Source organism: Pseudomonas sp. SC3(2021), assembly GCF_019856535.1.
Classification (GTDB): domain Bacteria; phylum Pseudomonadota; class Gammaproteobacteria; order Pseudomonadales; family Pseudomonadaceae; genus Aquipseudomonas; species Aquipseudomonas monsensis.
Map to the genome: position 1 here is coordinate 3,185,232 of NZ_CP082236.1, position 23,048 is coordinate 3,208,279.

At 59.2% G+C, this 23,048-nt stretch carries 25 protein-coding genes; 20 read left to right on the top strand and 5 right to left on the bottom strand.

What is annotated here, in order from left to right; genetic code table 11:
- Nucleotides 1–61 precede the first annotated feature (61 nt).
- The 3 genes from argJ to K5Y35_RS14155 all read left to right on the top strand — a co-directional run bounded on the left by argJ (nucleotide 62) and on the right by K5Y35_RS14155 (nucleotide 3,035).
- Nucleotides 62–1,279, top strand: a complete 1,218-nt coding sequence (argJ, locus tag K5Y35_RS14145) for a bifunctional glutamate N-acetyltransferase/amino-acid acetyltransferase ArgJ (RefSeq protein WP_222832194.1) — start codon at nucleotides 62–64, stop codon at nucleotides 1,277–1,279.
- Between the two features lie 179 nt (nucleotides 1,280–1,458).
- Entirely contained in the window at nucleotides 1,459–2,091 is a 633-nt protein-coding gene (locus tag K5Y35_RS14150; RefSeq protein ID WP_222832195.1) for a glutathione S-transferase family protein, read from the top strand.
- Nucleotides 2,088–3,035 (top strand): Nudix family hydrolase, encoded by a 948-nt coding sequence (locus K5Y35_RS14155; RefSeq protein ID WP_222832196.1) that lies wholly within the window; start codon nucleotides 2,088–2,090, stop codon nucleotides 3,033–3,035. Before K5Y35_RS14150 ends, K5Y35_RS14155 begins: the two co-directional genes overlap by 4 nt.
- A gap of 112 nt (nucleotides 3,036–3,147) precedes the next feature.
- Here the strand turns inward: K5Y35_RS14155 and K5Y35_RS14160 are convergent, their stop codons facing one another.
- The 3 genes from K5Y35_RS14160 to K5Y35_RS14170 are packed head-to-tail and all read right to left on the bottom strand — an operon-like array spanning nucleotide 3,148 to nucleotide 6,735.
- Nucleotides 3,148–3,732 (bottom strand): cob(I)yrinic acid a,c-diamide adenosyltransferase, encoded by a 585-nt coding sequence (locus tag K5Y35_RS14160; protein ID WP_222832197.1) that lies wholly within the window; start codon nucleotides 3,730–3,732, stop codon nucleotides 3,148–3,150.
- Nucleotides 3,733–3,735: 3 nt separating this feature from the next.
- Nucleotides 3,736–5,772 (bottom strand): sensor histidine kinase, encoded by a 2,037-nt coding sequence (locus tag K5Y35_RS14165; RefSeq protein WP_123467230.1) that lies wholly within the window; start codon nucleotides 5,770–5,772, stop codon nucleotides 3,736–3,738.
- Between the two features lie 45 nt (nucleotides 5,773–5,817).
- Nucleotides 5,818–6,735, bottom strand: a complete 918-nt coding sequence (locus tag K5Y35_RS14170; RefSeq protein ID WP_222832198.1) for a putative 2-dehydropantoate 2-reductase — start codon at nucleotides 6,733–6,735, stop codon at nucleotides 5,818–5,820.
- Nucleotides 6,736–6,875: 140 nt separating this feature from the next.
- Between K5Y35_RS14170 and K5Y35_RS14175 the strand changes: the two genes are divergently transcribed.
- Both K5Y35_RS14175 and K5Y35_RS14180 read left to right on the top strand, forming a co-directional pair.
- The gene (locus K5Y35_RS14175) at nucleotides 6,876–7,361 is read left to right on the top strand and encodes a YajQ family cyclic di-GMP-binding protein (protein ID WP_003227548.1); all 486 of its coding nucleotides are present in this window, start codon (nucleotides 6,876–6,878) and stop codon (nucleotides 7,359–7,361) included.
- Between the two features lie 139 nt (nucleotides 7,362–7,500).
- Nucleotides 7,501–8,343: a mechanosensitive ion channel family protein gene (locus K5Y35_RS14180; protein WP_123467226.1), complete on the top strand. Its 843-nt coding sequence runs from the start codon at nucleotides 7,501–7,503 to the stop codon at nucleotides 8,341–8,343.
- Nucleotides 8,344–8,461: 118 nt separating this feature from the next.
- Here the strand turns inward: K5Y35_RS14180 and K5Y35_RS14185 are convergent, their stop codons facing one another.
- Entirely contained in the window at nucleotides 8,462–9,811 is a 1,350-nt protein-coding gene (locus K5Y35_RS14185; RefSeq protein ID WP_222832199.1) for an OprD family porin, read from the bottom strand.
- Nucleotides 9,812–10,704: 893 nt separating this feature from the next.
- Between K5Y35_RS14185 and K5Y35_RS14190 the strand changes: the two genes are divergently transcribed.
- Entirely contained in the window at nucleotides 10,705–11,130 is a 426-nt protein-coding gene (locus K5Y35_RS14190; RefSeq protein WP_123467222.1) for an HIT family protein, read from the top strand.
- A gap of 3 nt (nucleotides 11,131–11,133) precedes the next feature.
- On the top strand, nucleotides 11,134–11,340 hold the full coding sequence (locus K5Y35_RS14195; protein WP_123467221.1) for a SlyX family protein: 207 nt from the start codon (nucleotides 11,134–11,136) through the stop codon (nucleotides 11,338–11,340).
- A 72-nt stretch (nucleotides 11,341–11,412) separates the two neighbouring features.
- Here K5Y35_RS14195 and K5Y35_RS28020 read toward each other — a convergent pair whose 3' ends face one another.
- Nucleotides 11,413–12,015, bottom strand: a complete 603-nt coding sequence (locus K5Y35_RS28020) for a cold-shock protein (RefSeq protein WP_123467219.1) — start codon at nucleotides 12,013–12,015, stop codon at nucleotides 11,413–11,415.
- Between the two features lie 313 nt (nucleotides 12,016–12,328).
- Here K5Y35_RS28020 and K5Y35_RS14205 point away from each other — a divergent pair, with 313 nt between their 5' ends.
- From K5Y35_RS14205 to tolB, 13 genes are all read left to right on the top strand, one after another.
- On the top strand, nucleotides 12,329–12,799 hold the full coding sequence (locus K5Y35_RS14205; RefSeq protein WP_123467217.1) for a Dps family protein: 471 nt from the start codon (nucleotides 12,329–12,331) through the stop codon (nucleotides 12,797–12,799).
- 186 nt (nucleotides 12,800–12,985) lie between these two features.
- Nucleotides 12,986–13,324 carry a ribbon-helix-helix domain-containing protein gene (locus K5Y35_RS14210; protein ID WP_128616506.1) on the top strand — a complete coding sequence of 113 codons (339 nt, stop codon included), beginning with the start codon at nucleotides 12,986–12,988 and terminating at the stop codon, nucleotides 13,322–13,324.
- A 132-nt stretch (nucleotides 13,325–13,456) separates the two neighbouring features.
- The gene (locus K5Y35_RS14215) at nucleotides 13,457–13,678 is read left to right on the top strand and encodes an FmdB family zinc ribbon protein (protein ID WP_025112785.1); all 222 of its coding nucleotides are present in this window, start codon (nucleotides 13,457–13,459) and stop codon (nucleotides 13,676–13,678) included.
- 108 nt (nucleotides 13,679–13,786) lie between these two features.
- Complete coding sequence (aspS, locus tag K5Y35_RS14220) at nucleotides 13,787–15,562, top strand: aspartate--tRNA ligase (protein WP_123467213.1); 1,776 nt, start codon at nucleotides 13,787–13,789, stop codon at nucleotides 15,560–15,562.
- A 131-nt stretch (nucleotides 15,563–15,693) separates the two neighbouring features.
- A complete protein-coding gene (locus tag K5Y35_RS14225) occupies nucleotides 15,694–16,440 on the top strand; it encodes a YebC/PmpR family DNA-binding transcriptional regulator (protein ID WP_123467211.1) in 747 nt (248 codons plus the stop codon).
- A 140-nt stretch (nucleotides 16,441–16,580) separates the two neighbouring features.
- Nucleotides 16,581–17,108, top strand: coding sequence for a crossover junction endodeoxyribonuclease RuvC (gene ruvC, locus K5Y35_RS14230; RefSeq protein ID WP_123467209.1), 528 nt, complete (start codon nucleotides 16,581–16,583; stop codon nucleotides 17,106–17,108).
- 114 nt (nucleotides 17,109–17,222) lie between these two features.
- Entirely contained in the window at nucleotides 17,223–17,831 is a 609-nt protein-coding gene (gene ruvA / locus K5Y35_RS14235) for a Holliday junction branch migration protein RuvA (RefSeq protein ID WP_123467207.1), read from the top strand.
- On the top strand, nucleotides 17,832–18,893 hold the full coding sequence (gene ruvB, locus K5Y35_RS14240) for a Holliday junction branch migration DNA helicase RuvB (protein WP_123467205.1): 1,062 nt from the start codon (nucleotides 17,832–17,834) through the stop codon (nucleotides 18,891–18,893). It begins immediately after the preceding gene.
- A gap of 127 nt (nucleotides 18,894–19,020) precedes the next feature.
- Nucleotides 19,021–19,488: a tol-pal system-associated acyl-CoA thioesterase gene (ybgC, locus tag K5Y35_RS14245; RefSeq protein ID WP_123467202.1), complete on the top strand. Its 468-nt coding sequence runs from the start codon at nucleotides 19,021–19,023 to the stop codon at nucleotides 19,486–19,488.
- Nucleotides 19,478–20,173, top strand: coding sequence for a protein TolQ (tolQ, locus tag K5Y35_RS14250; protein WP_007912733.1), 696 nt, complete (start codon nucleotides 19,478–19,480; stop codon nucleotides 20,171–20,173). Before ybgC ends, tolQ begins: the two co-directional genes overlap by 11 nt.
- A 23-nt stretch (nucleotides 20,174–20,196) precedes the next feature.
- Nucleotides 20,197–20,649: a protein TolR gene (tolR, locus tag K5Y35_RS14255; protein WP_161794900.1), complete on the top strand. Its 453-nt coding sequence runs from the start codon at nucleotides 20,197–20,199 to the stop codon at nucleotides 20,647–20,649.
- Nucleotides 20,649–21,725, top strand: a complete 1,077-nt coding sequence (tolA, locus tag K5Y35_RS14260; RefSeq protein WP_123467200.1) for a cell envelope integrity protein TolA — start codon at nucleotides 20,649–20,651, stop codon at nucleotides 21,723–21,725. Before tolR ends, tolA begins: the two co-directional genes overlap by 1 nt.
- A 17-nt stretch (nucleotides 21,726–21,742) precedes the next feature.
- The gene (tolB, locus tag K5Y35_RS14265) at nucleotides 21,743–23,023 is read left to right on the top strand and encodes a Tol-Pal system beta propeller repeat protein TolB (RefSeq protein WP_171057245.1); all 1,281 of its coding nucleotides are present in this window, start codon (nucleotides 21,743–21,745) and stop codon (nucleotides 23,021–23,023) included.
- Nucleotides 23,024–23,048 lie beyond the last annotated feature (25 nt).

Below are 23,048 nucleotides of genomic sequence, written 5' to 3' on the forward strand. Positions count from 1 at the left end.
CCATTCAAGCCACCGTCCCTACGATTGGCGGTGCTGACATCATTGAGTAAGGAGCGCATTCATGGCTGTTGGTCTTGGTCCTTTGCCAACGTTGCACCCGGTTGCCGGTTTTGAACTCGGTATCGCCTCGGCCGGCATCAAGCGCCCGGGGCGCAAGGATGTGGTGGTGATGCGTTGCGCCGAAGGCTCTACGGTGGCGGGCGTGTTCACCCTGAACGCCTTTTGTGCGGCGCCGGTGATCCTGGCGAAACAACGTGTGCACAACGCTGTGCGCTACCTGCTGACCAACACCGGCAACGCCAATGCCGGTACCGGTGAGCCGGGCCTGGCTGCGGCCGAGCGCACCACGGCGAAGCTCGCTGAGCTGACCGGTGTCGATGCCAGCCAGATCCTGCCGTACTCCACCGGTGTGATCGGCGAGCCACTGCCGGTCGAGAAGATCGAAGGCGCCCTGCAAGCGGCGCTGGACGACCTGTCGGAAAACAACTGGGAAGCCGCAGCCACCGGCATCATGACCACCGACACCCTGCCCAAGGGTGCCAGCCGCCAGTTCCAGCATGATGGCGTGACCATCACCGTGACCGGTATCAGCAAAGGTGCGGGCATGATCCGCCCGAACATGGCGACCATGCTCGGCTACATCGCCACCGACGCCAAAGTCTCCCGTGATGTATTGCACAACCTGATGCTCGACGGCGCCAACAAGTCGTTCAACCGCATCACCATCGACGGCGACACCTCGACCAACGACTGCTGCATGCTGATTGCCACCGGCAAGGCTGCGCTGCCGGAAATCAGTCGCGCTGAAGGCGAGCTGTTCAACAAGTTGAAGCAAGCGGTGTTCGAAGTGTGCATGGACGTGGCCCAGGCCATCGTGCGTGACGGCGAAGGCGCGACCAAGTTCGTCACTGTTGAAGTCAACGGCGGCGGCAATCACCAGGAATGCCTGGACGTCGGCTACACCGTGGCGCATTCGCCGCTGATCAAGACCGCACTGTTCGCCTCCGACCCGAACTGGGGCCGTATCCTGGCCGCTGTCGGCCGTGCCGGTGTGCCGGACCTGGACGTGAGCAAGATCGACGTGTTCCTCGGTGACGTGTGCATCGCCAGCCGTGGCGCCCGCGCAAGCACCTACACTGAGGCGCAGGGTTCGGCTGTGATGCAGCAGGAAGAAATCACCATCCGCATCGAGCTGGGTCGCGGTGATTGCAGCGAAACCATCTGGACCACCGACCTGTCGCATGAATACGTGAAGATCAACGCCGAGTACCGCACTTGATCTAAAAGGTGGGGGCGGGCTGTCGGCCTCTTCGCGAGCAAGCTCGCTCCCACAGTGGTTTCGGCCGTTCACACATGCTGTGTACACCCAAGAACCTGTGGGAGCGAGCTTGCTCGCGAAAGCGATGGTTCAGACTCGACAAGTTTAGAAGCTTCCTCTGACGAAAAGGCGCCACACCCATGTCCCTGCACCTGATCATCGGCGACAAACTGCTTTCCTCCTGGTCCCTGCGCGCCGCCCTGGCCGTTGAACTGACCGGCGCACCCTACAGCGAAGAACTGATCAAACTCGGCAAGCCCGACACCCGCGCGCTGCTGCTCAAGCACTCGCCGACCGCCAAGGTCCCGCTGCTGCAAACCTCGCGCGGCACCATCGCTGACTCATTAGCCATCGCCGAGTACCTCGCCGAGCAGTTTCCGTCCGAGCAACTCTGGCCGACAGATATATTCGCCCGTGCCCAGGCGCGATCCGCCTGCGCACAAATGCACAGTGGCTTCTTCGCCATGCGCAATCACATGCCGTTCAACCTCAGCCATGACGCGCCGCTGAACCCGGTGCCGCCAGAAGTGAAGGTCGACATCGAGCGCATGCTCGCGCTGTGGGCCGAATGCCGTGCTGCTGCCACCGAGAGCGGGCCGTACCTGTTTGGTCGGGTGAGTCTGGCCGATGCCTTCTTCGCGCCGATTGCCGTGCGCCTGCGCACCTATCAGGTCAAGCTGCCAGCGGCCGACGAAGCCTATGTTGAAACCGTCTACCAATGGCCGGCCTTCAAGGCATGGCAGAAGGCTGGACTGGAGGAGTTGAATCCGTGAAACGCGTACACGTCGCCGCCGCCGTCATTCGTGACGACAGCGGCAAAGTTCTCATCGCCCGCCGTGCCGACACCCAGCATCAGGGTGGCTTGTGGGAGTTTCCCGGCGGCAAGGTCGAGGCCGACGAGTCGGTGAAAACCGCGCTGGCCCGTGAGCTGCACGAAGAGTTGGGCATTGTCGTCGGTGCTGCCCGTCCACTGATCAAGGTTCACCACGACTATCCCGACAAGCAGGTGTTGCTGGATGTCTGGGAAGTGTCGAGCTTCAGCGGCGAACCCCACGGTGCCGAAGGTCAGCCGCTGGCCTGGGTCACCGCGAAGGAGCTGGTGGACTATGAGTTCCCCGCCGCCAATCAGCCGATCGTCGCGGCGGCGCGTTTACCGGGCGACTATTTGATCACTCCGGAAGACCTGGAAGCCCCGGCCTTGTTACGCGGCATCCAGAAAGCGATTGCCGGCGGGATCAAGTTGATCCAGTTGCGCGCACCGAACGGCTATGACCCCAAGTATCGCGATCTGGCGGTGGACGCGGCCGGTCTGTGTGCCGGCAAGGCGCAGTTGATGATCAAGGGTCCGTTCGAGTGGCTCGGCGATTTCCCGTCCGCCGGTTGGCACATCACGGCCGCGCAATTGCGTAAATACGCGGCGGCGGGGCGGCCGTTGCCGGCGGAGCGCTGGCTGGCGGCGTCGTGCCACAGCGCTGAAGAACTGGCACTGGCCGAGCAGATGGGCGTGGACTTCGTCACGTTGTCGCCGGTACAGCCGACCTTGACCCATCCGGATGCGCAGCCATTGGGCTGGGAGCAAGCGTCGACGTTGATCGACGGCTTCAGCAAGCCGGTGTTTCTGTTGGGTGGGGTTGGTCCGGCTGAGCGCGAAAAAGCCTGGGGCGTCGGTGCACAAGGCGTGGCGGGGATTCGCGCGTTCTGGCCGGATTCTCTGTAACGGCTGCTGGCCTCTTCGCGAGCAAGCTCGCTCCCACATTGACTGCATTCCAACTGGATGAACCGAATCAACTGTGGGAGCGAGCTTGCTCGCGAAGGCAGCCTGTCAGACGCTACTTTTCTGCAGGTTTTACCGCCGGCTGCCACAAAATCTCCGCAATCCCCTGCCGCCGCGCAATCAACCTGGCCGCGACGAACAACAAATCCGACAACCGATTGATATACGCCAGGCCGACCCCGGCCAACGGCTCAAGCGCATTCAAATGCTGACAACGTCGCTCGGCACTGCGCGCCAGGCTCCGGCACACATGCGCCTGAGCAATCAGCAGCGAACCGCCGGGCAGTATGAAGTTCTCCAGCGGCCCCAATTCTTCATTCCACACATCAATCGCTGCTTCCAGACGCTGGATTTCCGCCGTATTCAACGCCTGATATTCCGGCATCGCCAGCTCGCCGCCGAGATCGAACAGCCGATGCTGACAAGGCGCCAACACGTCAATCAGCTCATTCAGCCCCGGACAGGCCTCGCGCTCGGCCAGCAACCCGGCCAGCAGCACGCCGACCTGACTGTTCAGCGTATCGACTTCGCCAATCGCCTCGATCCGCGGATGATCCTTGGGCACGCGACGTCCATCGCCCAGGCCAGTTTCGCCTGTGTCGCCGGTGCGGGTGTAAATCTTCGACAAGCGAAAGCCCATGCTTTACCTCGGTAGTTGATTGTTTTCGGCCGCTATCGGCGCAGGTTGCGTCAGCGGCAGGCGCAGGGTGAAGCAGGTGCCCTGGCCGGGCGCCGATTGCACTTCCATCTGGCCTTTGTGGTTGTTGGTGATGATGAAATACGACACCGACAACCCCAGCCCCGTGCCCTGGCCGATTTCCTTGGTGGTGAAGAACGGCTCGAACGTGCGTTTGCGCACGCTCTCGCTCATGCCGATCCCGTTGTCTTCGACCTGAATCTCGGCCCACGGCGGATTGAGCCGGGTGCGCAGGATGATCCGCCCGGGCTCGCTGTCATCTTCGCGCTGGTGAATGGCCTGCGCGGCGTTTTTCAGCAGATTGAGCAACACTTGCTCCAGCTCGTTGGCGGTGCCGGGCACCGGACCGAGGGCCGGGTCGAATTGACGGATGATTGCTTGCCCCTTGAAGTCGAAGCCGATGGCCAGGTCGAAGTCGTTGCCGGCGATTTCCACGGCCTGATCAATCAGCGCCGGCAGATCGCATGGCGCCATTTGCCGGGTGCTGCGACGGCTGAAGCTGAGCATATGGGTGACGATCTTCGCGGCCCGTGCGCCGGCCTGTTGAATGCCGTCGAGCAACTGCGGGACCTCCCGGCCCTGCAAGTAACGGTTGACCGTGTCCAGATCGATGCCCAGTTGCTCGGCGGTTTCGAGGTTCTTCGGCAGGTCCGCCGACAGCCGCCGACGAATGTTCTGCACGTTGTGCAGGATCGCCCCCAGCGGGTTGTTGATTTCGTGAGCCATGCCAGCGGCAAGTCCACCGACCGAAAGCATTTTTTCCGACTGCACCATCATCTCTTCCAGCGACAGGCGCTGGGTGATGTCGTCGATACGGATCACCACGCCACGCCCGGCGCCGCCCATCAATGGGTAGAAGGTCAGGGCGTAGTGCTTGGGTTCGTCGTCCTTGAACCAGGTCACCCGCTCGATTTTCGCCACGGTGTGTTCTTCCACAGTCTGCTTGAGTTGTGGCAGAAATGGCTTGAGTGGCTCGAACGCGAGGAAGATCGGCTGGTTCAGCGCTTCGTCCAGGCGTGTACCGGAAAGCGCACTGGCCTCCTGGTTCCACTGGGTGACATAAAGCTGTTCGTCGAGGGCGATCAGTGCCGAGGGCATCGAGTCGATGATGCTGTTGAGGTAGTTCTGGAAGCCGGTGAGCTTCTTCTCGATCTTGCTTCGCACCTGGACTTCCAGTTCCAGTTTGCGGTTGGTGTGACGGGTTTCCTCGGCAAGCCCCTGCGCCTGATCGTAGGCGGCTTGCGAGTCATCGCGTGCACGCTTGAGCTGTTGCTCACGGGCTTCGATGCGCGACAGCATGGTGTTGAACGCTTCCGCGAGGCTGCCGATTTCGTCGTGGTTGCCCCGTGAGGCGCGCAGGGCATAGTTTTCCTCGCGGGTCACCTGGCGCGACAACTCTTCAAGTTGATGAATCGGATGGGTGATCAGGCGTTTGATCTGCCGGGCAATCACCAGCCACAGCAGCACACTGAAGATCAGGATGCCGAGGCTCGCAGTCAACGTGCCAGTGTAGAACGCCATCGGCAGCTCGCTGCTCGCGACCAGTAGCAAATGGCCCGGTGCGGTACCGGGGCGGGGCAGGGTGATCAACTGGTTACTGCGAAACTCGGTGAGTTGCCAGGCTTCGATGTGCCGGTAACGTTCCGGCAAGTTGAGTTTGTCGCCGCGTTGCATCTGCGCGAGCCGTTCGCCTTTGCCGTCATACAGCGCGGCGGCGCGCAGCGGAGAATAGCTGTCGAGTTCCTTGAGCAGGCGCTCGGCGCTTTGCGGCGATTCCAGGGCTTGTGACACCAGGCTGGGGTTGGAAATCAGCCGGCCGATGGTCTGCAGTGCCTGCGGCGCCATGCTTTCCTGGGAGATGTAGTAGGCGGCACTGATGAACGTCAGGTTGGCAACCAGCAGGACAGTGGTCAACAGCACCAGCAGGGCGGCCAGCAGTTTCTGGCCGACCGGCAGGTTTTCAAGGCGCTGGCGCAATGGCATCAGAGTAATCGCAGCAAAGGAACAAGCAGTCAGCGTAGCGGGTGCTCAGTCGCTGGGCAATCCAAGGCTGCGCAGATGAGCGACCAGGCGCACTTGCAACTGATTGAGATGGGGCAAGTGCAGTTGATGGCGCGTGGCAACTTTGCAGGCGTGGCCCAATAGATAACTGATTTCGGTACGGCGTCGGCTGGCCACGTCCTGATACATCGAAGAGTAATTGGCCGCGGTGGCCAGGATCACCCGCTCGACTTCCTGTTGCAGGTTGTCTGCCGCTGCCGGTTGGCCGCAGCGCTGCAGTAACTCGGTCAGTTCCGCGCACAGGATAGCGACTTCACAGTGATGCGCCTGCAATCCACCGTTACGGCAGTCATGCAGCACGGTCAGCGGGTTGATCGCACAGTTGAGCGCCAGCTTGCGCCACAGCCGGGTGAGGATATCGGTGCTCCACTCATGAGGGATTTTCGCCGCGTCCAGATCATCCAGCCAGATCGGCGCCACTGCATGCGCGACGTCGCCGAGCCAGGTGTAGCCGTGACCGGCAAACACCACCCGCCAGTCGCCGTCGCGAAAGGCGCCTTCGGTGCTCGAGGCGCTGATGCAGCGTGCCTGCGGGACGCGGTTGGCGACGGCGTCCTGACTGCCGAGGCCGTTTTGCAGCAAGATCAGTTCAGCGTCGGCTGTCAGGCGTGAAGCGAGGCCGGCGACGGCGTTTTCGGCGTCGTATGCCTTGCACGCCACGAGCAGGCGGCGGATCGGCTCTGGGTCGTCGGTCGTTTGCGCGGGGACGGCATAGGTGTTGGCTTCGCCGTGTTCGACCAGCGTCAGGCCGCCGGCTGCGTTATAGCTGCGCAAACGCTCGGCATCACGCACGATCAGCCGCACCGCCAGCCCCGCCCGGGCCAGGCGGGTGGCCCATAGCGTGCCGAGGCTGCCGGCGCCGAGAACGTGCCAGGGGGTGGACATCAGTTTTTCACTCGGTAAGGTACTGGCATGCAAGGCTCGCCGTATCGGTGGGAAAAGACCCGTTATAATGAGCCCGATTTTAACCGCAAGCCAAGCGCGCTCCATCCTCATCGGGCGCGCCTTTTTATTGGAGAGATTACATGCCGTCGTTCGACGTGGTATCCGAACTGGACAAACACGAGCTGACCAACGCGGTCGAGAACGCCGTGAAGGAACTCGATCGTCGTTATGACCTGAAAGGCAAAGGCAGCTTCGAGTTCAAGGAAAAGGACCTGACCGTCAACCTGACCGCTGAAGCCGGGTTCCAGCTGGAAGCGATGATCGAGATCCTGAAGCTGGCCCTGACCAAGCGCAAGATTGATGTGCAGTGCCTGGAAGTCAAAGACGCTTACGCCTCGGGCAAGCTGATGAAGCAGGACGCCATCCTCAAGGAAGGCATCGACAAGGAGCTGGCGAAGAAGATCGTCGCGCACATCAAGGACGCCAAGCTCAAGGTTCAGGCCGCCATCCAGGGCGAGCAGGTGCGTGTTACCGGCAAGAAGCGCGACGACCTGCAGGAAGCCATCGCGGCCCTGCGTGCCAAGGAATTCGGCATGCCACTGCAATTCAACAATTTCCGCGACTAAGCTTTCCGGTCGGGGAACCTCTCGGCGTTTTCAACGTCCGAGGGCCCAGCAGCGGCAGAAACGATTGAGCCCCAACAGGTTCAGTCTTTCTGCCGTTGATTTTTTACAGGCCGGGTAGCCGGAAATCAGGAGATAGAAGATGGATTTGAATGCTGAGGTAGACAACCTGGTCAAGGCATCCCAGGCGTGGATTCCGATGATCATGGAATACGGCAGCCGCGTGCTGCTGGCCGTGATTACCCTGGCCATCGGCTGGTGGTTGATCAACAAGGTCACGCAAAAGCTCGGCGGTCTGCTGGCCCTGCGCAATGCTGACCTGGCGCTGCAAGGCTTCATCAGCAGCCTGGCGAACATCATTCTCAAGGTGTTGCTGATCGTCAGCGTGGCCTCGATGATCGGTGTTGAAACCACCTCGTTCGTTGCCGCGATTGGTGCGGCGGGCCTGGCCATCGGTCTGGCATTGCAAGGCAGCCTGGCGAACTTCGCCGGCGGCGTGCTGATTCTGCTGTTCCGCCCGTTCCGCATCGGTGACTGGATCGAAGCGCAGGGCGTGTCGGGTACGGTCGACAGCATCCAGATTTTCCACACCGTGCTGCGTACCGGCGACAACAAGACCATCATCGTGCCGAATGGCAACCTGTCGAACGGCATCATCACCAACACCAATCGTCAGCCAACCCGCAAAGTGGTGTTCGATGTGGGTGTCGATTACGAAGCCGATCTGCAAAAGGCCCGTCAGGTGCTGCTGGATCTGGCCAAAGATGAGCGTGTGCTGCAGGATCCTGCGCCGCAAGCCGTGATTTCGACACTGGGTGACAGTTCGATCACTGTTTCCCTGCGTGTGTGGGTTAAAACCGCAGACTACTGGGATGTGCTGTTCATGTTTAACGAACAGTCGCGTGATCGTTTAAAGACTGCCGGCATTGATATTCCTTTTCCGCAACGCGTGATCCGTGTGGTGCAGGAATCGGCAACACAATGATAGGTTGCTAATTAATTGCCTGACTTGTCGGTCAGGCAACTATGACAAGTGACAGGCAATAAAAAAGGCCCATCGCAAGATGGGCCTTTTCTTATGCTTCCAAACTAACCACTGACAATTACAGGATGTTCAGTGGGTATTCGGTGATCAGACGGAACTCTTTGACATCGCCTTCGCCTTGGTCAGCGTTGGCAGTGTGCCAGGCTTGACGAATGCGGAAGGACAGGTCTTTGGCCGGGCCAGACTGAACAACGTATTTGGCTTCAAAGTTGGTTTCGTGGTGTTTGCCGTCTTCACCGTACAGACCAGCGTAAGCGCTGCCCGCTGGAGTGCTGGTACCGTCGATGTCCCAACCTTTAACGTAGCGAACCATGAAGCTCAGGCCTGGAACGCCATACTCGGCCATTTTCAGGTCATAACGAGCTTGAACGGATTTCTCGCCAGGACCGTTGAAGTCAGAGTACTGGATGGAGTTGGCGAGGAAGATCGAGTCGCCACCACGGTTGTTCTTGCCGACGCCGATGTAGTCGAAAGGCGTGTCACCGTTAACCTTCTGGAAGCCCAGGGTGAAGGTGTGCGCTTTCAGGAACGACAGCGCGGTTGCCAGGGAGAAGGTCGTGTTGCTGATGTCACCTGCTTCCTTGTTACCGGTGTCGGTGGTGCGATAGATGTTGAAGTCAGTGTTAAGCGAAGTGTCGCCACCGAACGGGGTGGTCAGGTTCACGTTCGCGTAGTACTGGTTCCAGATATCTTCCAGCTTGGCACCGTAGAGCGAAGCGCTCAGGTTTTCGGTGATGCCGTACTTGCCGCCGAAGTAGTCGATCGTGTTGGCTTCCACGCCCGCGTAGTTGGCGTACAGGCCGCCATCGCGTGCGTTTTTGTCCTGGCTGGAGCCGGAGTAGAAGTGACCGGCTTCGAGGTCAAGGTCTTTCACTTCGCTGCTCTGCAACTGGAAGCCAGTGGCCGTTTGCGGCAGGATGCGGGAACCGCCGACAGCGAACACTGGGGAAGTGCTTGGCTGCATGTCGCCGAATTTCAGTTCGGTTTTGGAAACACGGAACTTGATCGACGCGCCGGCTTTGCCCTGGCTGTCGTTGACGTCGCGAGCACCGTTGTTCGGGTTGACAGTGTCGCTACGGCTCATGTTACCCGAACCGGAAGTACCGTCACCGCCATCCAGTTTCAACGCCAGATAGCCGTAAGCATCGATACCTACACCAACAGTGCCTTGGGTGTAACCGGAGGTGAAGTTACCGAGGAAACCCTGAGTCCAGTCCTTCTGGTCGCGGCCACCGTTCTTGTTGTCGCGGTTGAAGTAGTAGTTCTTCAACGTCTCGGTAAGTGCAGCGCCCTCAACAAAGCCTTTGGCTTCTGCCTGGTCACTTACAAACGGGGCGGCCGTAGCCACTTGAGTACTGGCTGCTGCTGCAACTGCCAGTGCGATCATGCTCCACTTCATCACGCGCATCGTGATTTGCTCCTTTGGTTTTAGAAGAGTACTGCCGTCCCACCTGTTTTATTATCTGGGCGGCTCTTTCTTTTTGTGTCGGCGCAAACTTATATCACGCCGACAATGTTGGCGATACTTGCTGATCCAACCTTTCAGCATCTTTACGACGTTGTCGCAGATGGCGTGGTGGATGTCGCAAATTCACAGTACCGACGCAGCCGGACTGACAACTTTCTCGCTGTTTTTTTTGCCTTCAGCATCGGTAAAAAAGAGTCCCTGGCAAAACACTTGAATCTCCATCGGGCAACCCTGCCACTGTTCTTATGGGGCTTAAGGCATCCACTTCCAGTGGTGCGCTTATAGTCCATATGGGTATGAATGCAACAAGCGTGCACAAACCGCAATTTTGCTGCGGTTATTTTTTTGAACGCCCGCCTGAACATGTGAAAACCTTGTGAAAGCTGGGCTTCAAGCCCGACTTTTTCAGTGCTTGACGCCTTTACTTCTATGGTGTTGCCGCACCGTAAAGTGCGCGTGACAACCAAAAACGTTACCGGTTCACCCCGCCAGTGAGTATTTGGCGGATACCCGACGCACTCAGCGTAGACGCACTGTGCGGTTTTGGTGCAAAAAATTTTACAGCTGTTCCGGATTCATACAGTTGAGAACGGGCTGGAGGCTGAGCGCATCAGGGTTTTTCAGTCATTTCCTTGCTTCTGAAACCGATATGGGTGCTGTACTGGTGCGCGGTCTCGATAAATGTTCCATGCCGGGGCGGGCGCAGCGCTCGCGATCACAGCCTTCGTGAAGGTCGGCGCATTCGCAGGTATGCTGCCGTCCTGTCGCTTGGTGCGTCTTTCGCGAGAAGGGCCGCTAAGCTGAATAATGTCGATCAGCTGGGAGTGCGCGCAGTGTTTGCTTTAGATTCACGACTTCAACAGGACACGCTGGTCATCGGTGACTTTCCGCTGTGCCGGCTGCTGCTGTCCAATGACGCCAACTACCCGTGGTTCATCCTGGTGCCTCGTCGCGACGATATCAGCGAGTTGTTTCAGTTGGATGTCGCCGACCAGCAGCAGCTGTGGCAGGAAACCACCACGCTGGCCGAGTTGCTCAAGGATTCGTTCGACGCCGACAAGCTGAACGTGGCGACCCTGGGGAACGTCGTCAGTCAGTTGCACATGCATGTGATTGTGCGTAAGCGCGACGACGCCGCATGGCCGGCGCCGGTCTGGGGCAAGCACCCGGCCAGACCTTACAGCGCCGGGCAGGTGGCCGCTATTCGCGAGCGCCTGCGCCTGGTGCTGACCGAAGATTTCACGTTTCTGGAGGGCTGAATCATGAGCCTGGAACAACGCGTTACCGATCTGGAAAGCCGTCTGGCCTTTCAGGATGACACCATTCAGGCGTTGAACGACGTCCTGGTGGCGCAGCAGCGGGTAGTCGAGCGGCTGCAATTGCAGATGGCCGCATTGCTCAAGCGTCAGGAGGAGATGGTCGGGCAGTTCGAATCGTTCGAGGAAGAGGCGCCGCCGCCACACTATTGAGCCGGGAGCTTTTCTCCAGGCATAAAAAAACCGCGCACAGCCCAGGCTGTTCGCGGTTTTTTTTACTTTGGATCAGCGACGCGGCAGAGCGGCGATCACGTCTTCGGCTTGCAGACCCTTGTCCCGGTTCATCACCGAGAACTCCACGCGCTGGCCTTCGACCAGAACGCGGTGGCCTTCGCCACGGATGGCGCGAAAGTGCACGAAAATATCATCGCCGGAATCCCGGGAGATAAAGCCGAAGCCTTTGGAAGTGTTGAACCACTTGACGGTGCCGGTATCGCGGTTGCTCATGTCGTAGCTGGTTGGCGCGGCGGCAGGTGAAGACTTATAGAAGCTGACGGCCAGGTGCAGGATCACGGCCACCAGGGCAATCGCCAGGCTGAACAGCACGGCTGGCTGGCCGGCGATGACAGGCATCGGCGCGATCAGGGTCAGCGTTTGCAGGACGACGGTCAGGATCAGAAGCGCGCTGACCAGGTTTTGCAGATGCTGACGCGGGCCCTTGTTCCAGTACGGGATCACTGGGGCGAGAAGCAGGTTCAGCAGGCCGAAAAAGGCCAGGTAAAGTGCATCGGGTTGTTGCAGGTAGGGAACAGCTTCGGATTTCAAGCTAGGGATGAACGACAGCAGCAATGCCGCTGCGCCCATTAGCAGGTGGACGATTTTCAACATTTTGATTGGCTCACGTTTTATGACGGCTCACAAGGAAGAGCTGAAGGCGCACGGTTCGCTTCGAACAAAATAAAGAGGCGGTAGGCACGTACACGGCATCAGCCTATGCGCCACGCCCCGAAAAATGGGGCGTGGCGACACACTGCCTATTTAACAGCAAAGCCTGCGGCTACTCAAATCAGCCCGGCCGACGGCATGGCGACGGTCGATTTGTCGCAGGCTGTGCACCCGATCAGGGCTGCGGGCTGTCAATAGCCTTGCTAGAGTGGGTCTGCACCTGTTGGATGAATTCAATCGCCGTTAGGGGGTAAACATGGCAATCGATATCGGTATCAGTGAAGAGGATCGCAAGTCCATCGTTGAGGGGCTGTCGCGTCTGCTGTCGGACACCTACGTGCTGTATCTGAAAACCCATAACTTCCACTGGAACGTGACCGGTCCCATGTTCCGTACGCTGCATTTGATGTTCGAAGAGCAATACAACGAACTGGCGCTGGCCGTGGACTTGATCGCCGAGCGTATCCGGGCCCTGGGGTTCCCGGCGCCGGGCGCCTATGCCACTTACGCACGTCTTTCTTCTATCAAGGAGGAGGAGGGTGTCCCGAGCGCGGAGGCCATGATCAAACAACTGGTCGAGGGGCAGGAAGCCGTGACCCGCACCGCGCGCGGCATTTTCCCGCTGCTGGACAAGGTCAGCGACGAGCCGACGGCCGACTTGTTGACCCAGCGCATGCAAGTGCATGAGAAAACTGCATGGATGTTGCGCGCCTTGCTCGAGGCCTGACCGACGGCGCGCGCGGGCAGGCCTGAGGGTTGCTCGCGCGCTGTCCGCAATCTTACTGCTGTCGTTGGCTTATCCTACGTTGATGGTCAATAAGTCATCTGGATATAACTTTGCGTCTGCGCTTTTATGAAGGCCACAGGGAGTGACTTTCACAACAGGCAGAGATGACAAAGGAGTGTCACCGATATGGTAGATGGAGACAGGCGAGGCGACAGCCATACTGGCGTGCCTCATGCGTTGAGAGTCGATTCGTTCGTCAATGAATTCGACATGTCATTGATCCGGCCGTTATCCCGGTCCGTTCGTTTGAATGGTTATGCGACCTGCCTGAGACTGGAGCAGGTCTACTGGAACATCCTCGGCCAGATGGCCGCCGACAATCGTTGTTCGGTCAGTTCACTGTTGTCCCGCGTCGATCGCGAAGTGCAATTGCGTCACGGGGGGGTGAAAAACTTCAGTGCACTGGTTCGGGTCGTGTGCGTGATGAACGGCGCCAAGGAGAAGGCGCCCGCCATTGCGCTTTGAAAACGGCGGTCGTCAGTAAGGTCGCGGCCTGTGCAGTCTTACGGCTGCACAGGCCGCATTTAATGGATATAATCCCGCTCTTTCGCCGCAAAGCCCTGCGCGCGGTGGCAATCTGATCGCCGAGACACCCCCATGCCGATGTACGATTACCAATGTGCTTCCTGTGGTCATCAGTTGGAAGCCATTCAAAAGATCAGCGAGGCACCGCTGGTCGACTGCCCTGCCTGCCAGGCGCCAGAGCTCCGGAAACAGCTGTCCATGCCAGGCTTTCGCCTCAGCGGCAGCGGTTGGTACGAAACCGATTTCAAGACCGGCGCCAAGAAGAATCTGGCCGGTGGCGACAAATCTGACTAGGGTTCAGGCCCAGGTCGAACGACACGCGTGAGTTTCTACATGTCGCACAATGCTTGAGTGCGGCGGGATCTCCACCGAATTTCGAATTACGAGAAGCGAACCACTACCATGATGCGCAGCCACTATTGCGGCCAACTGAATGAAAGCCTGGAAGGCCAGGAAATTACCCTTTGCGGATGGGTTCACCGTCGCCGCGACCACGGCGGGGTGATTTTCCTCGATATCCGTGACCGTGATGGTCTGGCTCAGGTGGTGTTTGACCCGGATCGCGCCGAGAGCTTCGCCGCCGCTGACCGTGTGCGCAGCGAGTACGTGGTGAAGATCACCGGTAAAGTGCGTCTGCGTCCGGCCGGCGCGACCAACGCCAACATGGCGTCGGGCATGATCGAAGTGCTGGGCTACGAGCTGGAAGTGCTGAACGAGTCGGAAACCCCGCCGTTCCCGCTCAACGAATACTCCGACGTCGGCGAAGAAACCCGCCTGCGCTATCGCTTCCTCGACCTGCGTCGTCCGGAAATGGCCGAGAAGCTGCGTCTGCGTTCGCGCATGACCACCAGCATTCGTCGCTACCTCGACGAGAACGGCTTCCTTGACGTGGAAACGCCGATCCTGACTCGCGCAACGCCAGAAGGCGCCCGTGACTATCTGGTGCCAAGCCGTACTCACGCCGGTTCGTTCTTCGCCCTGCCGCAATCGCCGCAGCTGTTCAAGCAACTGCTGATGGTCGCCGGCTTCGACCGTTACTACCAGATCGCCAAGTGCTTCCGCGACGAAGACCTGCGTGCCGACCGTCAGCCTGAGTTCACTCAGATCGACATCGAGACCAGCTTCCTCGACGAAAAAGACATCATGGGCCTGACCGAAGGCATGATCCGCAACCTGTTCAAGGAAGTGCTGGATCTGGAATTCGGCGAATTCCCGCACATGACCTTCGAAGAAGCCATGCGTCGTTACGGCTCCGACAAGCCGGACCTGCGTAACCCGCTGGAACTGGTCGATGTTGCCGATCAACTCAAAGAAGTTGAATTCAAGGTCTTCAGCGGCCCGGCCAACGATCCGAAATGCCGTATCGCCGCACTGCGCGTTCCAGGCGGCGCGAGCATGCCGCGCAAGCAGATCGACGACTACACCAAGTTCGTCGGCATCTACGGTGCCAAGGGCCTGGCGTACATCAAGGTCAACGAGCGTGCTGCCGGTGTTGAAGGCCTGCAGTCGCCGATCGTGAAGAACATCCCTGAAGACAAGCTGAACGTGATCCTCGATCGCGTCGGTGCTGTCGATGGCGACATCGTGTTCTTCGGCGCCGACAAGGCCAAGATCGTCAGCGAAGCCCTGGGCGCGCTGCGGATCAAGCTCGGTCACGATCTGGACCTGCTGACCTGCAAGTGGGCACCGATGTGGGTCGTTGACTTCCCGATGTTCGAAGAAAACGACGACGGCAGCTTCTCGGCCCTGCACCACCCGTTCACTGCGCCGAAGTGCTCTCCTGAAGAACTGGAAGCCAATCCGGCCGGCGCACTGTCCCGTGCGTACGACATGGTTTTGAACGGCACTGAACTGGGTGGCGGTTCGATCCGTATCCACCGCAAGGAAATGCAGCAAGCGGTGTTCCGCCTGCTGGGTATCAATGAAGCAGAACAGGAAGAGAAATTCGGCTTCCTGCTCGACGCGCTGAAGTACGGTGCACCGCCGCACGGTGGTCTGGCCTTCGGTCTGGATCGTCTGGTGATGCTGATGACCGGCGCCCAGTCGATCCGTGAAGTGATCGCCTTCCCGAAAACCCAGAGCGCTGCGGACGTCATGACGCAAGCACCGGGTGTGGTGGATGCCAAGGCGCTGCGCGAACTGCACATCCGTTTGCGCGAAACGCCAAAGGCTGAGTAAGACGGGCCTGAAGGCGCATCTTCGGATGCGCCTTTTTTCTTTCCAGAGAGAGCAGGTCGAGATTTTTTTGTTTGCCGGCCAGCGCAGTTTCGCGCGGCGGGCAACGTTTCAAAGAGAATTCGGAGCGAGTTATGGCAGGTCATTCCAAGTGGGCGAACATCAAGCACCGCAAAGAACGTCAGGATGCCAAGAGAGGCAAGATTTTCACCAAGTGGATCCGTGAACTGACCGTTGCCGCCCGTCAGGGCGGCGGCGATCCGGGTTCCAACCCGCGTCTGCGTCTGGCCCTGGACAAGGCGCTGGGTGCAAACATGAGCCGCGACATCATCGACCGCGCCGTGGCCCGTGGCGCCGGTGCGACCGAAGCGGACAACGTCGAGGAACTGACCTACGAAGGTTACGGCCCGGGCGGTGTGGCGGTGATGGTCGAGTGCATGACCGACAACCGCAACCGTACTGCCGCCGCCGTACGCCATGCGTTCAGCAAATGCGGGGGCAACCTTGGCACCGACGGTTCGGTGGCCTACCTGTTCGAACGCAAGGGCCAGATCAGCTTCGCGCCGGGCGTTGACGAGGATGCCTTGACCGAAGCGGCGCTGGAAGCCGATGCCGACGACGTGGTGACCCACGACGACGGTTCGATCGACGTGTTCACCTCGTTCACCAGCTTCTACGCCGTGCGCAACGCGCTGGAAGCGGCCGGGTTCAAGGGTGATGACGCGGAAATCGTGATGCAGCCGACCACCAGTGCCGAGCTGGATCTGGAAGGCGCGGAGAAGGTGCTCAAGATGATCGACATGCTTGAGGACCTCGATGACGTGCAGAACGTCTATTCCAATGCGGACATTCCGGAAGACGTGGCCGCTCAGCTCGGTTAAGAGCGACTAGGCTTGAATGTGGGAGCTGGCTTGCCAGCGATGGCGTCGACCCATCAGGTAATGATGGCGCTTGACACTCCGTCATCGCTGGCAAGCCAGCTCCCACATTTGTTTTTGTGTTATTTCGAACCAGCAGGCCTATGACTTTAATTCTTGGTATCGACCCCGGCTCGCGCATCACCGGTTACGGGATTGTTCGCGATACCGGGCGCGGTGGCTGTATCTACGTGGCCTCGGGCTGTATCCGCACCGGCGCCGGCGAACTGCATGAGCGTCTGCAGATCGTCTATCGCGGCGTGCGTGAAATCATTCAGACCTACGGTCCGGTGACCATGGGCATCGAAAAAGTGTTCATGGCAAAAAATGCCGATTCAGCGCTGAAGCTGGGACAGGCCCGCGGGGCTGCTATTGTGGCGGGCGCTGAAGAGTGCCTGGAGATTGCCGAGTACACTGCAACACAGGTCAAGCAAGCCGTGGTCGGCACGGGGGCGGCTAATAAAGAACAAGTGCAGATGATGGTCATGCACATGCTGAAACTGACCAGCAAACCGCAGATCGATGCCTCGGATGCCCTGGCGATCGCCATTTGTCACGCGCACACCCGCTCCAGTCTGTTGCCTCACGGTCTGGGCGCCGCACGCAGTCGTGGCGGGCGCTTGCGTCTCTGATAGCATCAGCATCAATTTTTCCGGAATGCGGATGGCGCCCCTGGGTTGTCGGCGCGCAACCCGCATTCCAACAGTCGCCAGCCCCCGGCTGGCCAGTGCTCAAGGATCTGAAACGTGATTGGACGCTTGCGCGGTACTCTGGCTGAGAAGCAGCCGCCGCACCTGATTCTGGATGTAAATGGCCTTGGGTATGAGCTGGAAGTGCCCATGACCACCCTTTATCGCCTGCCGTCGGTCGGTGAACCACTGACCCTGCATACCCATTTGGTCGTACGCGAAGACGCGCAGTTACTCTATGGTTTTGCCGGCAAGCGTGAGCGAGACTTTTTTCGCGAGTTGATCCGTCTCAATGGTGTCGGGCCGAAGCTGGCGCTGGCACTGATGTCGAGCCTGGAAGTCGATGAGCTGATTCGCTGTGTGCAGTCGCAAGACACCTCGGCGTTGACCAAGGTGCCGGGGGTTGGCAAGAAGACTGCCGAACGTTTGCTGGTCGAACTGAAGGATCGCTTCAAGGCCTGGGAAACCTCGCCGGCGATGTTTGCTCTGGTGCCGAACCAGCCTGACGGCCCGGCGCCGGTCAATACCGCCGAAAACGACGCGGTCAGCGCGCTGATTTCCCTGGGTTACAAGCCGCAGGAAGCGAGCAAGGCGATTTCCGCGATCAAGGACAAGAATTTGAGCAGTGAAGACATGATCCGCCGCGCCCTGAAGGGAATGATTTAAGTGATTGAAGCTGATCGTCTGATCGCCGCCGCGCACAGTCCGCGCGAGCGCGAAGAAGTCCAGGACCGGGCCATCCGCCCGGTCAGTCTGGCCGACTATATAGGCCAGCCGACGGTACGCGAGCAGATGGAGCTGTTCATTCAGGCTGCCCGTGGCCGAAACGAATCCCTCGACCATACGTTGATTTTCGGCCCGCCGGGGCTGGGCAAGACCACGCTGGCCAACATCATCGCCCAGGAAATGGGCGTGTCGATCAAAAGCACGTCGGGCCCGGTGCTCGAGCGTCCCGGCGATCTCGCCGCGCTGCTGACCAACCTTGAACCGCACGACGTGTTGTTCATCGACGAAATCCATCGCCTGTCGCCGATCGTTGAAGAGGTGCTGTACCCGGCGATGGAAGACTTCCAGCTCGACATCATGATCGGTGAAGGACCGGCGGCGCGTTCGATCAAACTCGATTTGCCACCGTTTACGCTGGTGGGTGCAACCACCCGGGCCGGCATGCTGACCAATCCGTTGCGTGACCGTTTCGGTATCGTCCAGCGTCTTGAGTTCTACAGCACCGCTGACCTGTCGACCATTGTCAGTCGCTCGGCGAACATTCTCGGCTTGCCGCTCGATCCGGACGGCGCCTTTGAAGTGGCACGCCGGGCTCGCGGGACGCCGCGAATCGCCAACCGGCTGTTGCGCCGGGTGCGCGATTTCGCCGAAGTGCGGGCCAAGGGGCATATCACCAAAGCAGTGGCGGACCTGGCGTTGAACCTGCTGGATGTCGACGAACATGGTTTCGATCATCAGGACCGGCGTCTGTTGCTGACCATGATCGAGAAGTTCGATGGCGGTCCGGTGGGGGTCGACAGCCTCGCCGCTGCCATCAGCGAAGAACGCCACACCATCGAAGATGTGCTGGAGCCGTATCTGATTCAGCAGGGCTACATCATGCGCACGCCGCGGGGCCGAGTGGTGACGCGACATGCCTATCTGCACTTCGGTTTAAACATTCCGTCACGAATGGGCGAAATGCCCGTGGCAGACGAGTTTCTCGATGCCGTCGACGACTGATACACATTTTTTGGCGATTTATTCAGGGTTTGTACTGTCAGAGGACGGTACTTTTGCGGTAAAGCCGCGAATCAATGAAAAACAGTTGTCTGGCCGGATTGGCAACCTGAGGAGTAAGCACTAGAGTATGCGCGCGCAAAACGGGCTTGAGCCGTTCGCACATCGTTGTCGCGTTTATTACGAGGACACCGATGCGGGCGGCATCGTGTATTACGTTAATTACCTCAAGTTTATGGAACGGGCTCGAACCGAGCGGCTCCGCGAGCTGGGCTTTGCCCAATCGCAGCTGGCAGGGGAGGACCTGTTGTTCGTCGTGCATTCCAGCGAAGCGCGTTACCACGCGCCGGCGCGACTGGACGATGAACTGCTGGTAAGCGCTGATGTAATCGAATTGAACCGTGCCAGCCTGCGCTTCAAACAGCAGGTCAGGCGGGCAACGGATAATGTGCTGCTCTGTGAAGGGCAGTTTTTGGTGGCCTGTGTGCGCACTAACAGTTTGAAACCCCGGGCCCTTCCCGATGACCTGCGTGCGGCCTTCGCCGACGCGGTCGGTCCGGGTACACACTCTAAGCAGGAGATAAAGCGTGGAAGCTAACGTCGTCGACCATTCCTCCATGTGGAGCCTGGTCAGCAATGCCAGCATCGTGGTGCAGTTGGTAATGTTGACTCTGGTGGCCGCATCGGTGACCTCATGGATCATGATCTTTCAGCGCAGCAACCTGCTGCGTGCCGGTCGACGCGCCCTGGAGAGCTTCGAGGAGCGCTTCTGGTCGGGCATCGATCTGTCCAAGCTGTACCGCCAGGCGGGCAGCAACCCGGACCCGGATTCGGGTGTGGAGCAGATCTTCCGTGCCGGTTTCAAGGAATTCTCCCGTCTGCGTCAGCAGCCTGGCGTCGATCCTGAAGCGGTGATGGAAGGCGTGGCCCGAGCCATGCGCGTCGCCATCTCTCGCGAAGAAGAGAAACTGGAACAGAGCCTGCCGTTCCTCGCCACTGTCGGCTCGGTCAGCCCGTACATCGGTCTGTTCGGTACTGTATGGGGCATCATGAACTCCTTCCGCGGTCTGGCCAGCGCCCAGCAAGCGACCCTGGCCACCGTGGCTCCGGGTATCGCCGAAGCCCTGATCGCCACGGCGATCGGTCTGTTTGCCGCGATCCCGGCCGTTATCGCTTACAACCGTTTCTCTGCCCGCAGCGAAACCTTGCTGAGCCGCTACTACACCTTCGCCGATGAATTCCAGGCGATCCTGCACCGCAAAGTGCACACCAGCGAAGAATAAGCAGGTATTTCCCGATGGCTTTAATCGCTCGAGCCCGAAACAAGCGCAAGCCGGTCGCCGAGATGAACGTAGTGCCCTACATCGACGTGATGCTGGTACTGCTGGTCATCTTCATGGTGACCGCGCCGATGCTCAATCAGGGCGTGAAAGTGGATCTGCCCAAGGTTTCCAGCGAAGCCTTGCCGCAGGACAACAACACTCAGGTGCTGACGATTTCGATCAAGGCTGACAAGACCTATTACTGGAACCTTGGCAGCGAAGTCGATACCGAGAAGCAGCAGGACAGGGCCATGACCCTGCCGCAGATGACCGACGCGGTGACCAAGATCATTCGTGCCGGCACCGAAGGCGGCAAGCGTACCCAGGTCTTTATCCGCGGCGACAAATCCGTCGATTACGGCGCCGTCATGGGCGCCATGGGCGGGTTGCAGAAAGCCGGGGTCGGTAATGTTGGTTTGATTACCGAGGCCCCCTGATGCAGCAACAGCGAGAGCCGTCCGCCTCGGAAAGCTACTTCTGGCCTAGTGTTCTGGCGATTGTCCTGCACGTGCTGGTGTTCGGCATGCTGTTCGTCAGTTTCGCCTTCACACCAGAACTGCCGCCGGCCAAGCCGATTGTCCAGGCGACCCTGTATCAACTGAAATCGAAAAGTCAGGCAACCACCCAGACCAATCAGAAGATTGCGGGTGAGGCGAAGAAATCCGCCGCGCGCCAGACTGAAGTCGAGCAGATGGAGCAGAAAAAGGTCGAGCAGGAAGCGGTGAAGGCTGCGGAACAAAAGAAAGAAGAAGCGGCTCAAAAGGCCGAGGAAGCCAAGAAGGCCGACGAGGCGAAGAAAGCGGACGAAGCGAAGAAGGCTGATGAAGCCAAGAAAGCCGACGACGCGAAGAAAGCCGAGGCCAAGAAGGCAGAAGAGAAACAATTGGCTGATATAGCCAAGAAGAAAGCCGAAGAAGAAGCCAAAAAGGCAGCTGAAGAAGAGGCCAAGAAAGCGGCCGCTGAAGAAGCCAAGAAGAAAATCGTCGAAGACGCGAAGAAGAAAGCCGCCGAAGACGCCAAGAAGAAAGCTGAAGCTGAAGAGGCGAAGAAGAAAGTCGCCGACGAAGCGAAGAAGAAAGCTGCTGCCGATGCTGCGAAGAAGAAATCGCAGGAAGCGGCACGTAAATCCGCCGAAGAGAAAAAGGCTCAGGCCCTGGCTGATTTGCTTTCCGACACGCCGCAGCGTCAGCAGGCCTTGGCCGATGAGCAGGGTGACGAAGTCGCGGGCAGTTTCGATGACTTGATTCGTGCACGGGCAGCAGAAGGTTGGGCTCGTCCTCCTTCGGCACGCAAAGGCATGACGGTCGTGCTGCAGATTGGCATGTTGCCGGACGGTACGGTGACTTCGGTCAGCGTGGCCAAGTCCAGTGGCGACGGTCCGTTCGATGCCTCGGCAGTGGCGGCGGTGAAGAATATTGGACGTTTGACAGAAATGCAGGGAATGAAGGCGAGCGATTTCGCTCCATATCGTTCATTCAAGATGACATTCACACCTGAGGACTTAGCCTTGTGAGAAACCTTCTTCGAGGAATGCTGGTCGTGATCTGCTGCATGGCAGGGATCGCGATGGCTGATGAAAAGAACATTCTGGTCACCAGCGGCAGCGATCGGGCTACTCCGATCGCCGTTGTACCGTTCGGTTTCCAGGGCGGTGCCGTCCTGCCGGATGACATGGCTGAAATCATTGGTAACGATTTGCGCAACTCGGGCTATTACTCGCCGATTCCAAAGCAAAACATGATCAGCCAGCCAAGCCAGCCGAGCGAAATCATCTTCCGTGACTGGAAGGCGGTGGGTGCTCAATACATGATGGTCGGCAGCATCGTTCCAGCGGGCGGTCGCCTGCAGGTGCAATGGGCACTGTTCAACGTGGCCACCGAGCAGAAAGTGGCTGACGGCAGCGTTTCCGGTACCACCGAGCAACTGCGTGACATGGCGCACTACATCTCCGACCAGTCGTTCGAGAAACTCACCGGTATCAAAGGTGCGTTCTCGACCCGTCTGCTGTACGTCACAGCCGAGCGTTTTTCCGAGAAGAACACTCGCTACACCCTGCAGCGTTCGGACTACGACGGTGCCCGCGCGGTGACCCTGCTGCAATCGCGCGAGCCGATCCTGTCGCCGCGTTTCGCGCCGGATGGCAAACGCATTGCCTATGTGTCGTTCGAGCAGAAGCGTCCGCGCATCTTCATGCAGAACATCGACACCGGTCGCCGTGAGCAGATCACCAACTTCGAAGGCCTGAACGGTGCGCCTGCCTGGTCGCCGGATGGCAATCGCCTGGCGTTCGTGCTGTCGAAAGACGGTAACCCGGACATCTACGTGATGAACCTCGGTTCGCGTCAGATCACTCGCGTCACTGCGGGCCCTGGCATCAACACCGAACCGTACTGGGGCAAGGATGGCTCGACCATCTACTTCACCTCGGACCGTGGCGGCAAGCCACAGATCTACAAAACCAGCGCCAGTGGCGGTGGTGCCGAGCGTGTGACCTTCATTGGTAACTACAACGCCAACCCGAAACTTTCGGCTGACGAAAAGACCCTGGTGATGATCCATCGTCAGGACGGTTTCACCAATTTCAAAGTGGCGGCTCAGGATTTGCAGCGCGGAAGTGTAAAAATCCTAACTGATAGCACTCTGGACGAGTCGCCTACTGTTGCGCCCAACGGCACCATGGTAATCTACGCCACCCGCCAGCAGGGCCGGGGAGTCTTGATGCTCGTGTCCATTAATGGACGCGTGAGGCTCCCGCTTCCTACCGCTCAAGGCGAAGTCAGAGAACCGTCCTGGTCCCCTTACCTGAACTGACGCGGCGCTTTACGTTTTACTTAAC

Bases quoted from the DNA above. Each gene is read 5' to 3' on its own strand.
- argJ (WP_222832194.1), top strand. From the start codon at position 62: ATGGCTGTTGGTCTTGGTCCTTTGCCAACGTTGCACCCGGTTGCCGGT.
- K5Y35_RS14150 (WP_222832195.1), top strand. From the start codon at position 1,459: ATGTCCCTGCACCTGATCATCGGCGACAAACTGCTTTCCTCCTGGTCC.
- K5Y35_RS14160 (WP_222832197.1), bottom strand. From the start codon at position 3,732: ATGGGCTTTCGCTTGTCGAAGATTTACACCCGCACCGGCGACACAGGC.
- K5Y35_RS14165 (WP_123467230.1), bottom strand. From the start codon at position 5,772: ATGCCATTGCGCCAGCGCCTTGAAAACCTGCCGGTCGGCCAGAAACTG.
- K5Y35_RS14170 (WP_222832198.1), bottom strand. From the start codon at position 6,735: ATGTCCACCCCCTGGCACGTTCTCGGCGCCGGCAGCCTCGGCACGCTA.
- K5Y35_RS14175 (WP_003227548.1), top strand. From the start codon at position 6,876: ATGCCGTCGTTCGACGTGGTATCCGAACTGGACAAACACGAGCTGACC.
- K5Y35_RS14180 (WP_123467226.1), top strand. From the start codon at position 7,501: ATGGATTTGAATGCTGAGGTAGACAACCTGGTCAAGGCATCCCAGGCG.
- K5Y35_RS14185 (WP_222832199.1), bottom strand. From the start codon at position 9,811: ATGCGCGTGATGAAGTGGAGCATGATCGCACTGGCAGTTGCAGCAGCA.
- K5Y35_RS14195 (WP_123467221.1), top strand. From the start codon at position 11,134: ATGAGCCTGGAACAACGCGTTACCGATCTGGAAAGCCGTCTGGCCTTT.
- K5Y35_RS28020 (WP_123467219.1), bottom strand. From the start codon at position 12,015: ATGTTGAAAATCGTCCACCTGCTAATGGGCGCAGCGGCATTGCTGCTG.
- K5Y35_RS14205 (WP_123467217.1), top strand. From the start codon at position 12,329: ATGGCAATCGATATCGGTATCAGTGAAGAGGATCGCAAGTCCATCGTT.
- K5Y35_RS14210 (WP_128616506.1), top strand. From the start codon at position 12,986: ATGGTAGATGGAGACAGGCGAGGCGACAGCCATACTGGCGTGCCTCAT.
- K5Y35_RS14215 (WP_025112785.1), top strand. From the start codon at position 13,457: ATGCCGATGTACGATTACCAATGTGCTTCCTGTGGTCATCAGTTGGAA.
- aspS (WP_123467213.1), top strand. From the start codon at position 13,787: ATGATGCGCAGCCACTATTGCGGCCAACTGAATGAAAGCCTGGAAGGC.
- K5Y35_RS14225 (WP_123467211.1), top strand. From the start codon at position 15,694: ATGGCAGGTCATTCCAAGTGGGCGAACATCAAGCACCGCAAAGAACGT.
- ruvC (WP_123467209.1), top strand. From the start codon at position 16,581: ATGACTTTAATTCTTGGTATCGACCCCGGCTCGCGCATCACCGGTTAC.
- ybgC (WP_123467202.1), top strand. From the start codon at position 19,021: ATGCGCGCGCAAAACGGGCTTGAGCCGTTCGCACATCGTTGTCGCGTT.
- tolA (WP_123467200.1), top strand. From the start codon at position 20,649: ATGCAGCAACAGCGAGAGCCGTCCGCCTCGGAAAGCTACTTCTGGCCT.
- tolB (WP_171057245.1), top strand. From the start codon at position 21,743: ATGCTGGTCGTGATCTGCTGCATGGCAGGGATCGCGATGGCTGATGAA.